Origin of the sequence: Ferrimicrobium acidiphilum DSM 19497 (assembly GCF_000949255.1) — a bacterium.
GTDB classification, from domain to species: domain Bacteria; phylum Actinomycetota; class Acidimicrobiia; order Acidimicrobiales; family Acidimicrobiaceae; genus Ferrimicrobium; species Ferrimicrobium acidiphilum.
Window position 1 is genome coordinate 64,279 of record NZ_JXUW01000005.1, and the last position, 16,087, is coordinate 80,365.

Sequence of the window (16,087 nt, forward strand, 5' to 3'; positions counted from 1 at the left end):
TCAGCGGCTTGCACTCCATCCATGGAGACGGAATTGAGGCCAGATAGGCTGCCGCTGCGGTCTAACGTGCCTGGCACTCTTGCTTCAAACGGGCCGAGAAGACCAATAAGCGCTGATCACCCTCTCCAGGGGTCCTGCCTGCATCCTTTGACGAGTGTACGCCAGCCGCGACTCGCAGCTCACAGAGCACCTGATCTAGCAGATCTACGTCTTCGCAAGGCTAGAGCCACGACACCTAGTATCAGCAATAGCACGACAACCCCACCCAGAACAATGAGTGTCGACGTTAACCTACTACCAGTAGTACTAGATGTACTAAGCAGAACCGGACCCTTGTTCCCTCCCCCACCAGCCAAGCAGGTGGTGCTAGAGGGACAGGCGATGGTGTAGATGATACCAAGCCCTGAGCTATTGTGCTCCAGTCCTGGTGGGAGGGTGACCGAATCCCAGCTGGTGCCGCCATTGGTGGAGCGCAGGAGCACCGCACCTTTGGCGCCTTGGCCACCAGCCAAACACGTCGTGCTAGAGGGACAGGCGATGGTGCCGATCGCTCCAAACACTGACCTAGTGTGCGCATGGAGTCCCAGGTTTGATGGGAGGGTGACCGAATCCCAGCTGGTGCCGCCATTGGTGGAGCGAAGGAGCACCGCACCTTTGGGACCCAAGCCGCCAGCCAAACACGTGGTGCTCGAGGGGCAGTTTATGGTGCGGATCGCATCAAGGTTGTGCCTAGGGAGCTCCGGGCCTGGTGGGAGGGCGACCGAATCCCAGCTGATGCCAGTATCGGTAGAGCGAAGGAGCACCGGACCGTTGGTGCCTTGGCCGCCCGCCAAACACGTAGTGCTAGAGGGACAGGTGATGGTGTAGATGGCACCAAGCCCTGAGCTATCGTGCGCCAGGCCTGGTGGGTGGGCGACCGAATCCCAACTGCTACCAGTATCGGTAGAGCGAAGGAGCACCGCTCCCTTGGGGCTCAAGCCCGCAAGCAAGCAAGTGGTGCTAGAGGGACAGGTGATGGTGATGATCGCTCCAGCGTGGAGCCTACGGAGCCCCAGTCCAGGTGGAAGGGCCACTCGATGCCATGTAACTCCGCCATTGCCGGAGCGAAGGAGAGCTGCGCGCGTAGAACCACCCATACCCCCAGCCAAGCAGGTGGTGCTAGAGGGACAGTTGATCGTCAAGATCTGGGCACCATGACTCAATGGGAGACCGACCGAATGCCAGCTGGTGCCTGAATCGGTAGAGTTAAGCAGAACCGCACCCTTGGGGCCTTCACCTCCGATCCGGCAACTGGTGCTAGAAAAACAGTTGATCGTCGAGATCAGCCCTCCGAGTCCCAATGGGAGGGCAACTCGATGCCATGATGGTGCCTTCGCACTCACAAGAGTGATCGGAGACAGAGCGGCCAGTGACAGGAGCGCACTGACCAGAAGGATCAAGCCAACATCGAGCACCCACAGTAAGTAACGTGGCTTCGACAATGAGCTCTTGCCGGACCGACTAGGACTCCAAGACCCAACCCGCGTTCGATGCATTGAAGTGATTTTCATCTCCGAATTCCCCCATTTAGTCTTGGTACGAGATGCGCACCACGGTTGTGCACTGATCGGCGCACAACCATTACGTCGAGCCGGTTTGGGCTCCGATAATTGAGCGGTTAACCATCCAGGTCTGATTCCCACTCACATGTCCCCAACAAATGTCACTAAATAAGCTAGCGGCACCCGTCTTGAGGTCACATCAAAACTCGTCGAATTAGCTCCACTCACAACTCATCGAAATCTTCGTGCGTGGTCATGGTTCAAGCATGTGACCGCAAAGCTACGCTCGCTTGCTGCCGATAAAGGCGATGCCAGAGATGGGCGGATTAAGCACGTCCATTAGCTGCTCTGCCTTTACATTCGCGAGTGCCATCGCTATCCGCGGATCCTCGGCTGAGGCTCCGATGGCGTAATAGCTATGTTTGCGCTACTAACAGCGGACAGATAACTGTCTAGTTTGGAGCCGTTCTTCGCTCCGGGATCTCCGAGCCAAACGATCAGACACTAGCAGCAACGCTGTCAATCCAACTCGCTAGCGTCTCAAGTGAGCTATGTAGCTTCACCTTCTCGAGTCGCTCGTTGCCGCCATGAGCGAGCAGAGGGTCGCCCGGACCAAAGTTAACCGATGGAACCCCAAGTGAGGAGAGAAAGCTTACGTCCGTCCAACCGAGTTTCGCGCGAACCTGACCCGCCGATTCGATCAACGCCTCGAAACCTTCCTGCACTGGAGCAGCCCCCTCGACAACCTCCTCTGCCTCCAGCAAGTCATCATCACCTAACACCGGTCGCAGCCACTCAAACAGCTGCTCTAGGGCTTGTTCACCGGAAAGATCGGGCGCAAAACGGTAGTTCAACCAGAGCCTCGCTCGATCGGGAACGACATTATTGGCGACAAAACTCTCCACTCGCGTCGGCGACAACGACTCTTGAAAGTGGACACCAGCGAGCAACGGTCGACGACGTTCGAAGTCAGTGGCGCGCGCCAGCAGTTCGCCAACACGATCGATCGCATTGACACCCATCCATGGCCTTGACGTATGCGCACGCCTACCGGCTAGCTCCAATCTAAGCCGTAGGCTACCCTGACAGCCGAGCTCAACAACCCCATCCGTCGGCTCAAGCAGCACTGCGAGGTCGTGGTCGGCCACCATCGCCTCTGCCGGACCGAGAAGATGGAGCCCATTGCGTTCGAAGGCGACCTCCTCACATGGGTAGAAGACCATGGTCATCGGGAGTGCACAATGTCGATCGGCGAGCGAGAGCATCACCGCCAACCCACCCTTCATATCGCAGACGCCAAGGCCGTAGAAGCAATCTGTGTCCTCGTCAACGCCCTGGTCGCCCGGGACGGTATCGAGATGCCCACAGAGCAGCAGCCTCGGTCCAGGTCCTCCATCGCGGTGTGCTATCACGGTGTTTCCTACGCGATCCACTCGCCAGTCGGACTTGGTCGCCAGCCGCGCAACAACGTAGTCGGCGATCGCATCCTCCTCCCCTGAGACCGACGGAATCACCAGCAGGTCACGTAGCGAGGACTCTAGGTCACTCACAGCCCGGCGCCATGGTCACGCAGAATGGCGTTGAGTTCAGTCTTCTCATGGCGCCGACCAGGGTCTAGGCGTGAAACAATCAAGATACAGCTCATACCAAAAACGCCACCAGGCGTCTCGCGCATCCTGGTGCCGGTCACCGCCACCGACCAGGCTGGAATTACACCGCGACCAAGTTCCTCACCAGTGGACAGATCGAAGATCGGAATAGTGGGGGTGACGATAGTGCCGGCGCCGATCACCGCACCTTCACCAACACGGGCACCCTCGACGACCATGGCCCGCGAGCCTACGAAAGCGTCATCCCCAATCACTACCGGCACCGCCTGAGGAGGTTCGAGTACTCCACCGATTCCAACCCCACCCGACAGGTGTACCCGCTCCCCTATCTGTGCACACGAGCCGACGGTCGCCCATGTATCCACCATCGTCTCAGAGCCGACCCATGCACCGACGTTCACATAGCTCGGCATCAGCGTCACCCCTGGCCCAAGATACGAACCAAAACGCGCCGAGGCACCGGGGACGACACGAACCCCCGCTCGTGCATAATCGTGCTTCAACGGGAGTCGATCGACAAACTCAAATGGTCCCAGGTTGTAGGTCGTCAAACCGCGAAGTCGAAAGGATAGCAGGATAGCCTTCTTCACCCACTCGTGGACGACAACGGTGTCCGTCGACTGGTCAAGTTCGGCTACCCGCAACGACCCCTGGTCGAGTTCGGTGAGAACTTCATATACTTGGCGGCGTGCCGCAACATCCTCGGGCGAGAGCGAGCTACGCCGCTCATAGAGTGCCTCGATCTCAGCAGAAAGAACCATAACGGTAAACCTACCCGGCTCACCCCAGTCGCGACGCTAACGTCTCCATCTGTTTGGAGGATATCGTCGCCGATATACGCACGTAACGATGATCACCGTAGTCGGCTCCTGGCGCCGTTACGAGGCCAATCTTGCTTGCGAGCATGGTAGCCAATGCGGTCCCATCATGGTTAAATTCCTCAGTCGCTCGAACCCAGAGGTAGATTCCCCCGTCTGGAAGTGGAACCGGCGTCTCGAGCAAGCTACCAATCCATTGGGCGAGCAGTCGAAGTCGTTCGAGATAACGGCGACGCTGCTCTCCAACATGTTCTTCGTCCGCAAACATCTGCGTCGCCACCGCCTGTACCGGTCCCGGTGGCATGAGTCCAAGCCCACGTCTCAGCTCCGAGATCTCACGGACCAGATCACCATCGCCAGCGTATAGTCCCACCCTGAGTCCTGCAAGATTCGAACGCTTTGACAACGAAAACACGGCGAGGCGACCAGCGACGCCCAACTCAAGTAGCGACGAAGGGTCGCGAGTCCAACCGAAGTCGTGATAACACTCGTCGGAGGCGATGATCACTCCATTGCGCTCCCCGAATCGAGCTGCTCCCGCCAGATCATAGATCGCACCTGTCGGATTATTAGGAGCATTGACCCAGGCTATGAGAGCCCGTCGTGCAACCTCCTCAGGGACTGCCTCGAAATCGAGGCCCCCGTTAGCTAGCAGCGGAACTCGGTAGCTCTCAAGGCCTGCCCATGCTGCGCCAAACGTGTAGCTAGGGTACGCGATCGACGGCACCAAAACAACGTCACGATCTGGTCGACGTCGTACGAGGATCGAAGGAAGGAGCGAGATGAACTCCTTGGAACCGATGGTGGCACCAACTTGATGAAGGTCGAGATCGATCCCTACGAAGCCTCCCAACCACCCGAGCGCCGCCTCCTTGAAGGCCAACGACCCGTCAGAGCGCGGGTAGTGGCGTTCGGCGTCCGAGGATGCCAGGATGCGTGGGACCACTGCAGGGGGTGGATCAACCGGAGACCCGACCGCGGCATCGACCACCTCGAGGCCACTCTCATAGGCAATCTCACGCAGCTGGGCAACCGTCTTGGTTCCTGTCGATGCATACTCGTTCACGGCCCTACCCTAACAGCACCTAGTCAACAATGTTACCGGAAAATTAACAGCACTCAAGACAGCTCATCCGTATCCTCCACCGCCCGATCGGAGACGACACTCTCGATGTGTCTGCGCAAGAGGGCACGAGCGGCATCATCGGCGCGAACTCTAACCTCGATGCCATCATCTTGGTTCTCCTCGGAGAGCACTTCGGCCTCTCTATGGATCTCTGCGAGTATGTCACCGCGGTCGAAGGGGACTCGAAATACCTCGACGCGATTCAACGCCCTGAGACGATCTCCGACAACCGCGAGAAGGTTATTTACACCTTCGCCGGAGGTGACCGAGATGGCGATGCCGTCGGGCAGGTCATCGGAGGCATAGCCAAGATCGATCTTGTTGAGCACAACCAGCTCGGGCACCTCGCTCGCACCGATCTCCGCTAACGTCGCTCGCACCTCGCGCATCTGATCAAGAGCGTGAACGCTGGAGGCGTCGACGACGTGAATCAGGAGATCCGCCTCCGCGACCGCATCTAGAGTCGACCGGAACGCCTCAATTAGCTGATGTGGAAGCTTGCGGATGAAGCCGACGGTATCTGCGAGCAGAATCGTCTCACCACCAGGAAGTTTGAGACGCCTAGTGCGTGGATCAAGGGTTGCAAAGAGACGGTCCTCGACTACCACGTCAGCACCTGTTAGCGCATTTAGCAACGATGACTTCCCTACGTTCGTATAGCCCACCAGTGCAACCTGGGAGTTGCGCCCATGCAGGCGCGATTTGCGCTGCAGCCGGCGTTGTCGCTCGAGTGCCGCCAACTCACGCCGAAGTTGACCGATGCGCTCCTGAATACGGCGACGGTCCTCCTCTAGCTTGGTCTCACCTGGACCGCGGGTACCGATCCGTCCCACCTGCTGGGAGAGGTTGGTTCGCCGCCCGACCAGTCGCGGAAGCCGGTATCGCAAAAGTGCCAGCTCGACTTGAGCCTTCCCCTCTTGACTGCGAGCATTCTGAGCAAAAACATCGAGGATCACTGCAGTGCGATCGATCGCTGTCCGTCCCAATACCTTCTCAAGATTACGCTGCTGTCCAGGGGTAAGTTCGTCATCGAAGACGACAGTGTCGACATCAAAACTCTCCGACAAGACTGCGAGCTCGTCCACCTTGCCCTTGCCTATATAGGTGGCTGGGTCGGGACGCTCGCGAACCTGAATCTCGCGATGGACCACCAGTGCCCCGGCGGTGTCGACGAGACTGGCAAGTTCGTCGAGCTGATCGTTCACCATCTGTCGCTCGCGTCCACTGGTCGCGACACCAACAAGCAAGATACGTTCCTGGAAACTGCGTTCGATAAGGGTCACGAGGAGAACAACCACCCAGCTGGAGTCATATCCGCAATCAACAGTGAGGGGCCTCGCAACCACACCTCGTCGTCGCCACCGATATCGCTAGTAATATCTAACGGCGGCTGATGCGAATCGCTCACGTCCATCGTGAGACGAGTAGCTGGCCCTGGCACAAAGTGGACCATGAGTTCGCCACCGGGGTTCTCTACCGCAGCCAACTCCCTAACCCAACCCAGATGTCGGGCCACGCGAGCAACCGCTACCGACCCAGTCCCACAGGCCATCGTCGGTCCAACGCCGCGTTCGAAGACACGCATTACGCAACCATCTTCACTTCGTACCATCCACTCGACGTTGATACCATCAGTCTCGATCGCCTCCTCCTGATAACGCGCCCCCTCGGTAGCGATATCGACGTCCTCAAGCGCAGCGAGGCTATCGAGGACTATCACGCGGTGTGGATTACCGACGTCAACCAAGAAACTCCCATCGGCCTCTACCGTTAGCACCACGCTACCCATCGTGGTCTCGCCGACCCAGGCCCAATTACTCTTCTCGACGAGTCGATAGTGGCGCAACCCTGCATCGGTGACGATCGACTGAGATGGTGGAAGACCATGGCGAGCAACCAGATAGTGGCCGAGACAGCGCAGCCCGTTGCCACTCATCTCCGCACGAGAACCATCCTGGTTGAATAGATGCATCACTGGTCGATCCTTGTCGGCTAGATCTACCAAGATGAGCCCATCTGCGCCGATCCCATATGACCGGTCTAGCAACGCAGTAATAGCCTCGGCATCCGGCAAAGCACCAACGACCTCACCTATCAGGAAGTCATTTCCCGCTCCGGTAAACTTAACTAGCTCCAAAACTACGCTTCTCCTCTCATGCGTGTAGACCCACTGCTCGTCAACGCTGGACGGCCGCCGCTGGTTACCAGCCATTACTTGCGAATCCCTTCCAGCAGAGTCGGCCACCCCAGGTGGCGATGTCGATAGCCTCACTCCGTGGTCCCCGGTTGGAGCACAACCTTGACTAAGTAGTCGATCGGCGAGCTCGATCCCATGGTCGATACTAGGCACCCAAGTGATGCGCGGGTCCCGTCGCAACCAACTCAACTGCCGCTTCACCAGTCGGCGCGTCCGTCGCGCAATCGTCTCAATAGCCTCATCGAGTGTTACCTGCCCCTCCAGGTAGGCGGTGAGTTCTGCAACACCTATAGCCACACGTGCAGTGCGCGATGGGTTCATCGTTAGCACTCGTGCAACCTCATCGACCCACCCATCGGCGATCTGAGACTCGATACGCGCGCGGATCCGGCGTTCTAGAAGGTCAGCTGGAAGGGCGAGCCCGATCTGCGGATAAAGCTGTGGGCCATCGGTACCCAGCCGATTACCGGCAACGCTCTCTGTGCCGCCACTAGCTAGTGCCACCTCGAGCGCTCGCTGCAACCGACGGCGATTGCGCGGATCCACACCTTCGGTGGCGGCCGGGTCGAGCTGGGAGAGTAGATGGAAGGCGGAGCGGTCGTCGACCTCGTCTAGAAGCCGGGTCTCAAGCCATCCGCGTACGCCAGGCGCACCTCTTGGCGGGACGAATCCATTCACGATAGCGCGAATCCAGAGCGCAGTTCCGCCGACAAAGAGTGGCCTCTGCCACTGATCGCGGAGCCGGGCGAACTCAACCCCTAGATCATGAAGGAACTGGCCGAGAGAGTACTCCACATCCACAGGCACATGAGCCACACAGCGATAGCCGAGCTCCTCGATAACCGCAGCGGCAGGCATAGCTGTAGTTATGGGCAAGCCGTCATAGACGCTAAGTGCATCGACTGCAATCGGAACGAGATCCCGATGACGCAGGGCTATGGCGTTGGCGAGGTCAGTCTTTCCCGACGCCGTCGGCCCCACGATCGCCAACCCATCAATAGTGCCCGTCTGCCCACCAACCTCTGCGATCAAAGATCTACCACCTCTCCCCACCAGCCTAGCCATTAGGATGGATCCAAGACGAAGACCCGACCTCACGAGTCAATCCACAGAGCCCAAGCGCCTCACGGAGCAAGGGCGGAGCTTTAGCTCCAAAGGATTGAAGCAGCGAAGTCGCCGGCCCTGGAAGGAAGCCATGCAACTCAAGCCCGGAACAAGTTGGAATGAACTCTACGCCAAAGCAGCAGCCATCGCCCCACAGGCGTTTACAGACTCGGGTGTTGCAAACTATTGGGGTGGACGTTGGAGAGAGGAGGGTGAGGTCCATCCGGCCACCTCGCCGGTGGACAACTCGCGCATTCATGGACCACTCCTACTTGATACACATCAGGCTGCACACGCCCTCGATAGCTGTGTCAGCGACCACTTCAAGTGGATGAAGGTACCGCTTGCGGAGCGCAAGGCTCGCACTGAGCGTGCAATCGCCAAGATAGTTGAGCACCGCGAGCTACTCGCACTGCTCCTGACATGGGAGATAGGCAAGCCCTACCGTCAAGCCATGGTCTCGGTCGACCGAACGACCTCAGGAGTCGAGTGGTACCTTGGTGAGATCGACAGAATGTTAGAGGGGCGTGGCCCACTTTCGGGACCAGTTTCAAACATCGCTTCATGGAACTATCCATTGTCGGTACTCGCCCATGCCCTCTACGTCCAGATGCTTTCGGGCAACGCAGTTATAGCCAAAGCACCTACCGATGGCGGAGTGGCGGCACTGACGCTGGCGATGTCGTTCGCGATCGACGAGGGCATGCCGGTGACGCTGGTGAGTGGCCTCGGAGGCAAGCTCTCTTCAGTCCTGGTAAGGTCACCCGAGATCGGGGCATTAGCCTTCGTAGGCGGACGAGATACTGGTGGCAAGATCGCCTCAGATCTCGTGCGGACCGACAAGCGACACATGCTCGAACAGGAGGGGCTCAACGCCTGGGGGATCTGGGACTTCTCGCAGTGGGATCTCCTCGCCCCGATGATCAAAAAGGGTTTCGAGTATGCCAAGCAGCGATGCACCGCCTACCCAAGGTACGTCATCCAGCGTCAACTCTTTGATGATTTCCTTGCGATGTATATCCCCATCCTCTCCTCGCTCACCGTCGGTCATCCGCTGGCGGTAGCCAATCCAGATGACCCCATTCCTGACGTTGACTTTGGACCGGTAATCAACACCGCAAAGGCCGCAGAGTTGAGGACCAATATCGACGACGCCATCGAACGAGGTGGTATACCGATCTACCGTGGAAAGCTCGATCCAACCCGGTTCCTCGACGGTCAGGATACGAGTGCCTATGTGGCGCCGGTAGCGATTCTGGACCCTCCTCGCGCCTCCCCGCTCTATCACGCCGAGCCCTTTGGACCGGTGGACACGCTGGTGATCGTCGATACCACTGCCGAGCTGTTGGCCAAGATGAACGTCTCCAACGGCGCCCTGGTATCATCGCTGGCAAGCGATGACCTTGATCTCGCTGCTACCCTAGCCCAAGAGGTGAATGCGTTCAAAGTCGGCATCAACCAGGTCAAATCAAGAGGAGATCGTGAAGAACCCTTCGGAGGACGTGGAGCCTCGTGGAAGGGTGCCTTCGTAGGCGGCGAGTATCTGGTGCAGGCGGTAACTGAAGGTCCGAGCGAGTCTCGACTCTACGGCAACTTCCCTGAATACCAGCGCTATCCCGATCTCGGGTGATTCGACTCGAACGCCTTCGGCTATATAGCGCCGATCTCGAACTCCGCTCACCCTTTCGGTCCTCCGAGAGCACCCAGCGGAGCAAGAGAACCTATCTAGTCGAACTCGAGTCAGACGACGGCGTCACTGGCTGGTCGGAGATCAGCGCCCAGGAGGATCCCTCCTACTGGCCAGAGACCGTCTCTAGCTGCCTCGACGTCATCGAGCACCACCTCGTACCCAGGCTTGGGATCGCACTTGAGTCGCCATTTGACATCGCCCGAGTCTTCGCGTCGATCAGGGGCAACCAGATGGCGCGCGCAAGCATCGAGATGGCACTCTTTGATCTCTGGGCTCACCGCGAAGGAGTTAGCCTTTGGCAGCTCCTCGGAGCCGCCTCCGACCGGACCCACATCACAGCCGGTGTCTCGCTATCGCTCGCAGACGACATCGACGGGCTCCGCGAAGAGCTCGCCATCTACCAACAAGACGGTTATCGTTTCTTCAAAGCCAAGATCGCACCAGGGGCAGATGCGGCGATTCTCGAGCTTTGCGGCACTGAATTCGCGCTCGATCACCTCGTATTAGACGCGAACGGAAGTTACAGCGGCGCTCATGCAGGAGAGCTGGACAGGCTCGATAGCCTTGGGGTGGCGTTGCTAGAACAGCCGCTGACGGAGCGAGATTTCGCCGGCCTAGCAGATACTGCTCGTAGACTCCGGACACCGATCGGACTCGACGAGTCGGTTGGAGGAGTTGACGACATCGTAACGGCCCTGCGACTGGGGATGAGACCCACAATCAACCTCAAGCCGAGTCGAGTCGGCGGCTACGTTGAGTCGCTAAAGATTATTGAACTATGTAAACACGAGGGTCTCCATCTCCGCATCGGCGGCATGTTGGAGACCGGAATAGGGCGAGCGCACAACCTCGCCCTCGCCTCCCATCCAGCCTTTGACCGGGTCGGTGATCTTGCAGCTAGCGATCGCTACTTTGCAAATGACCTCACGGAACCCTTCGTATTGACCGCTAACGGAACGATCGAACGCCCAACTGGAACCGGCTTGGGGCGGGTGCCTGACCCAGCATGGATCTCATCAACCTCTTGTCTGGAGCTGCACATCGGCAGATCATGAGCGCTGCATCATGGCAATTGGACACCATCCAACGCAACGCTCATGATCTGTCAATCGTTTGCCAGGAGAGATACGTGGGCGGTACTGCGGTCTTCTCAACACGGAGGAATCAGTACGTTAACCCAGCTAGCTAGATCGAGGTCTCGTTCGGTTACGGTGCCGACGTCGTGGCTGCTGAGCTCCACTACGATGCTGCGATACTCGACTATTAGCGTAGGATGGTGGTTACGCCAAATCGCCAAGAGCGACACGGCAAGCCCAGCAACGACCACCTTCTCGTATGAGTCGAGTTCTATGCGGCGAACGAGCCTTGATCCATCAAGGCTCCAGCCCTCTGGAATCTGTACCACAAGCGCAGACTAGTCGATCGCCATGAAGCCTGTCTATGCGCTGCCGCGAGTCTACTGATCGTCTCCCATGCTTGCCCAACCACCTCCTGGTGGCCGATGACGCCCGCTCATGGACAAACTATCGAGTCTCGATAACTGGAGCCAGGAACACGTACATCGACAGATCCAGAATTCGCCACTAGGCACGGCTCACGCAGCTATACGACCACTCCAAAGCAATATCTCAAGCGAGCCCCATTCAATGACGAAACCTGGTCCAAGGCGACAATCGAACGAGGAGGATGCGGATGGCTCGTATTGGACGCACCCACGATGCACAGCCTGCGGGCAAGGTGGTCACGCCGACACAAGCGAGCAACATCGAACTGATGGCCGAAGGTATTGGCCAGACCGGCCTACTGGTGGTCGAGGCTGCAACCAAGGTCGAGTCGATCGCAACCAACATCACAAAACAGGTAGAGTTATTCAAAGAGCTCACGCTTGCCGCTCGTGAACTGCGTGACGGAAATCGCTCACTCTCCGATGATGCCGAAGCAGCGGCAGACGCCACACGCAGGATGAACCATGAACTGGCTCAGTCCCGGGAGGAGATGACCGCCTCGCTCGCAGAGGTGAACTACATGATCAAGTGGGTTGGCGATACCAGCACGCAGCTTGAGACCCTTCAACAGGAGATGGAGGACGTCGGCAGAATCGCTCATCACATCGACTCCATAGCTCAACAGACCCACGTTCTCGCACTGAACGCCCACATCGAAGCGGCGCGTGCTGGCACTGGCGCCACCGGCTTTACGGTCATCGCCAACGCGATACGCGATCTAGCGGATCAAGCCATCGATGCGGCGGCATCGATATCTGCAACCTTGGATCCGTTGATTACATCGGTAAACGAGCTCGGGGGCACCACAAAGAGTGCACGTCGTGGTGCCGAGCGAGCCCGCGGAGCTATCGACATCGTCGCGGGATCGATCGAGCGCTCACAGCAGGAGGGCGACGTACTCGATCATCGCGTGGAGGCGATCGCGACCTTCTCGCGGACTATCAACGATAAGGTCGATCTGTTCTCGAGTTCACTCCTGTCACTATTCGAGGGCGTGGAGCACTCCGAGAATGATCTCGGAGCTGCCACGCTCAGTCTCGATAATCTGATGCAACGCACCAACTCTCTCGTTCACCTCAGCGCAAAGATAGGTGTCGAGACTCTAGATACACCCTTCGTGACTGAGGTAGTTCGGTGTGCGCAAGAGATCGAGGTCATATTTGAAGCAGCGATCACCTCTGGCGAACTGAGCATCGATGAACTCTTTGATGAAGACTACCAAGAGATCCCAGATACCAACCCGACCCAACATCTCACTCGCTTTGTGACCTTCGTAGATGCCGCGGTACAGGACCTACTGGAGGAGTTCTTGGAGTTCTCACCGGCGGTCGTCTTTGCCGCAGTAGTCGATCGCAACGGATATCTATCCACCCATAACCTCAAGTATTCATCACCACAGACCTCCGATCCCGTTTGGAACGCAGCACACTGTCGCAATCATCGCTTCTTCGACGACACAACAGGAATCAATGCGGCGCGCAGTCGTAACGACTTTCTCCTCCAGACCTACCGGCGCGACATGGGAGGCGGGGAATATCGGCTCATGAAAGACGCATCTGCTCCAATCTACGTCTCCGGCCTTCACTGGGGAGCTCTCCGCTTAGGCTACGCCCCTCTCGCTGATGATGCCCAATCGCCCGAGCGCCAGAGGGTTCAGAGGGCCTCCAAAATAGCGAAGGCCACAACACCACCATCGGTGGGCGACCGTGGAGAACTCGACGCTCTCATGTCGCCTTGGTGACACACCGATCTCCGGTATCAGCTCAAAAGGGTCACCCCGCAGCTATCGCAGGGCGATGGAATCGCCACTTAACCAGCTGCTCAGGGCCGATCCACACGCCTAATGTGAGACGCCAATATACGGACGCCTGCTATAGGATGGTTCCACAAATCGACACCCTCCATAGCGAGCTGGCAGTTCAGATCCCAGCAACCGATCCAAAACTCGCCCGCCACATCGCCACCATGACAAGCTCGCTAGGCGCCGAACCAAGCCGTCAATCGCGTGCTAGCAGCTCACCATGGAGAAAGTGAGCTCCAGCATCGAAGATGCGAGCGTTGACGTACTCACCTCGATAACGATCGCCATCGAGACCGGCAACGTGAACCAATTTGTTCTGCCGCGTGCGACCAGAGGCGACGGTCGCATCTCGCTTAGATGGGCCATCTACTAAGACCTCTTCGATCCTGCCTACTCGTGCGTGATGCTTGGCCGCCGCACTGCGTTCGGTTACAAGCTTGAGTCGTTCAAATCGCTCTGCAATAACCTCTGGCGCGATAAAACGATCACGCCACTCCCCTGCTTCAGTACCTGGACGTGGAGAGTAGATAAAGGTAAAGGCAGAGTCAAACTCACAACGAGCGACCAACTCTAACGTCGCCTCGAAGTCATCCTCGGTCTCCCCGGGAAACCCGACAATGATATCGGTCGTGACAGCGAGATCCGGGATAATCTCCCTAGCCAACTGCAGCTTCTCGAAGAACCGCTCACCGCGATACCCACGGTGCATAGCCGCCAAGATCCGGTCACTACCAGATTGCAGCGGAAAATGAAGGCTCTCACAAACCATAGGAGATTCAGCCATAGCTTGGAAAGTCTCTTCGCGCATATCCTTTGGGTGAGGGGAGGTAAAGCGAACACGACGTATGCCGTCGACTGCACCTACAGCCCTCAACAGGTCGGCAAAAAGAGGCCGAATTCTTGGAATCGAGTCACTGACATAGACCTGACCGGTCAGGAATCCACGGTCTCCAGACTCGATCTCCTCGCGACGCATGCGTCGCGTAAGATCTCGACCGTATGAGTTCACATTTTGGCCAAGCAAGGTAACTTCGGTGACGCCTTGAGAAGCCAAGCTTCGTACCTCATCAACCACAGCCTGAAATGGTCGGCTCACCTCCCCACCACGCACCTGGGGGACGATGCAAAACGCACAGTTGTTGTCGCATCCGGTCTGGATGGTTACCCAAGCCTTATGGCCGTCGGTCGGTTCAGCTACGAGATCAGCCAACGGATCCAACCCATCGCTAGCCTCGGTAACGTCGATCACATGGCGCTCCCCGTCACTGCGCTCAAGGAGTTGTGCAATCGATCCAAGCGCGTGGGTTCCCACCACTACGTCAACATGAGGCGCCCGTTCGAAGATAGCTGCTTGCTCACCCTGTGCGAGACAGCCAGCAACCACAATACGCATCCCCGGATCGACGGCTCGACGTTCACGCAACTTGTTTACCTGCCCGAAAAAACGGTTGTCAGCGTTCTCTCGTATGGTACAGGTATTGAACACGACCACATCGGCAATCTCTTCAGAGGCGGCTGGAGTCATACCTTGGCGCCTCAGAATTGTCACGATCCGCTCGGAGTCGTTCTCATTCATCTGGCAGCCAAATGTTTTGACGTAAAAACTCTTCATCTGATCGAGGAGTCTAGTTGGCCAACGATCTGTATCGGAGAAGCCAGGCACACCAGCACATGCACTCCACCAACACGATCGCCTCCTGCCAGCGGCGAGCGATCCGTCCAACTTCGAACCAAACCAGCAACCGATAGCGTCCGTTCTCAACAAACGACCGGCGACTAAATCGGGGATGGCTCAAGCAGAGGCTACCCCAAGAGGACCTCCATCGCCTGCTGCAAATAGGCATCGCCCATAGTCGTCAGCTCTAGCCTTGAGCCACGCTCCAAGTCCGCAAACCTACAATGTGCAATCCATCGAATGGAGGCTATTCGGATGTTCTTGTCGGCCATCCAATCGATCAGATTTGCCTCCCAATCTCGCATCATCAACTACTTCGCGGAGGTTATCCGACACTCATCGTACGAAAATGAAGTCGGAGGCATCCGCAACTTGGAGGCACCAATAGAAGATCTCCCCACGCTCTCTAGGAACTTTCGGAGCAAGCTTCTTGGTGAAGGTAGCACTGCTTCGTGAGACAGGCTAGTTACGCAAACGCTGATGCGCGACTACGAGGCGTTCAAGGCCGAGGTGATCGAGAAGCTGAAAACTCGCATCGCTGAGTTGGTGGACCAGGATCGACTCATCGCAGAACTCCGCTGTGAGGTCGCAGAACTTAAGGGCCAACTCACACAACTCCGCCGTCTACTCGGGCGTTACCCGGCCCGCCATGACCGCATCGTCACTGCGGGCTTCGCCGCTAACCCTTTTTTTGACCCGGCGCCGGGCAAGAAGAGGTCCAAGGCTGCCAATCTGCTCGAATGCCTCAATAGTTACCGTGGTGAGGTTCCGCGTTTTGGGACCAACGTCGCAACAGACTTCGACTATAACTAGAGTGAGCGTAATGTTCGTATCCTCACGTTACAGAACAAGATCTCAGGTGGTTGGCGATCCGAAGAAGGGACTCGAGCTTTAGTTCCGAGCACGCTCTTACCTCTCCACTACGAGAAAGCAGAGCCACAACGCAACGGAGGTCCTAACCCAGCTCTTTTGGGGACACTGTTAGATGGCGACGACTGCCGGCCCGTGAACGACTACGAG

The 16,087-nt window shown here is 57.7% G+C and carries 12 protein-coding genes; 4 read left to right on the forward strand and 8 right to left on the reverse strand.

Annotated elements, in window-relative coordinates:
• Positions 1-179: 179 nt before the first annotated feature.
• The 6 genes from FEAC_RS03930 to miaA all read right to left on the reverse strand — a co-directional run bounded on the left by FEAC_RS03930 (position 180) and on the right by miaA (position 8,357).
• On the reverse strand, positions 180-1,550 hold the full coding sequence (locus FEAC_RS03930) for a WD40/YVTN/BNR-like repeat-containing protein (protein ID WP_152623071.1): 1,371 nt from the start codon (positions 1,548-1,550) through the stop codon (positions 180-182).
• 488 nt (positions 1,551-2,038) lie between these two features.
• Positions 2,039-3,091, reverse strand: coding sequence for a succinyl-diaminopimelate desuccinylase (gene dapE / locus FEAC_RS03935; RefSeq protein WP_035388772.1), 1,053 nt, complete (start codon positions 3,089-3,091; stop codon positions 2,039-2,041).
• Positions 3,088-3,912, reverse strand: a complete 825-nt coding sequence (locus FEAC_RS03940) for a 2,3,4,5-tetrahydropyridine-2,6-dicarboxylate N-succinyltransferase (RefSeq protein ID WP_035388773.1) — start codon at positions 3,910-3,912, stop codon at positions 3,088-3,090. The genes dapE and FEAC_RS03940 overlap by 4 nt, the downstream gene beginning before the upstream one ends.
• A gap of 19 nt (positions 3,913-3,931) precedes the next feature.
• The gene (locus FEAC_RS03945; protein ID WP_035388774.1) at positions 3,932-5,035 is read right to left on the reverse strand and encodes a pyridoxal phosphate-dependent aminotransferase; all 1,104 of its coding nucleotides are present in this window, start codon (positions 5,033-5,035) and stop codon (positions 3,932-3,934) included.
• A 53-nt stretch (positions 5,036-5,088) separates the two neighbouring features.
• Complete coding sequence (hflX, locus tag FEAC_RS03950; protein WP_035388775.1) at positions 5,089-6,378, reverse strand: GTPase HflX; 1,290 nt, start codon at positions 6,376-6,378, stop codon at positions 5,089-5,091.
• Entirely contained in the window at positions 6,375-8,357 is a 1,983-nt protein-coding gene (miaA, locus tag FEAC_RS03955; protein WP_035388776.1) for a tRNA (adenosine(37)-N6)-dimethylallyltransferase MiaA, read from the reverse strand. The genes hflX and miaA overlap by 4 nt, the downstream gene beginning before the upstream one ends.
• A gap of 130 nt (positions 8,358-8,487) precedes the next feature.
• Between miaA and FEAC_RS03960 the strand changes: the two genes are divergently transcribed.
• Both FEAC_RS03960 and menC read left to right on the forward strand, forming a co-directional pair.
• Complete coding sequence (locus tag FEAC_RS03960) at positions 8,488-10,026, forward strand: aldehyde dehydrogenase family protein (RefSeq protein ID WP_035388777.1); 1,539 nt, start codon at positions 8,488-8,490, stop codon at positions 10,024-10,026.
• The gene (menC, locus tag FEAC_RS03965) at positions 10,023-11,141 is read left to right on the forward strand and encodes an o-succinylbenzoate synthase (RefSeq protein ID WP_052565501.1); all 1,119 of its coding nucleotides are present in this window, start codon (positions 10,023-10,025) and stop codon (positions 11,139-11,141) included. The genes FEAC_RS03960 and menC overlap by 4 nt, the downstream gene beginning before the upstream one ends.
• 95 nt (positions 11,142-11,236) lie before the next feature.
• On the opposite strand, the gene FEAC_RS03970 is transcribed toward menC, so the two are convergent.
• Entirely contained in the window at positions 11,237-11,491 is a 255-nt protein-coding gene (locus tag FEAC_RS03970) for a 4a-hydroxytetrahydrobiopterin dehydratase (RefSeq protein WP_035388778.1), read from the reverse strand.
• A 287-nt stretch (positions 11,492-11,778) separates the two neighbouring features.
• On the opposite strand from FEAC_RS03970, the gene FEAC_RS03975 reads away from it, so the two are divergent.
• Entirely contained in the window at positions 11,779-13,332 is a 1,554-nt protein-coding gene (locus FEAC_RS03975) for a methyl-accepting chemotaxis protein (RefSeq protein ID WP_052565503.1), read from the forward strand.
• A 256-nt stretch (positions 13,333-13,588) separates the two neighbouring features.
• Here FEAC_RS03975 and FEAC_RS03980 read toward each other — a convergent pair whose 3' ends face one another.
• On the reverse strand, positions 13,589-15,004 hold the full coding sequence (locus tag FEAC_RS03980; protein WP_035388828.1) for a MiaB/RimO family radical SAM methylthiotransferase: 1,416 nt from the start codon (positions 15,002-15,004) through the stop codon (positions 13,589-13,591).
• 543 nt (positions 15,005-15,547) lie between these two features.
• Between FEAC_RS03980 and FEAC_RS03990 the strand changes: the two genes are divergently transcribed.
• Entirely contained in the window at positions 15,548-15,880 is a 333-nt protein-coding gene (locus tag FEAC_RS03990) for a hypothetical protein (protein ID WP_035388780.1), read from the forward strand.
• The last annotated feature ends 207 nt before the right edge of the window (positions 15,881-16,087 follow it).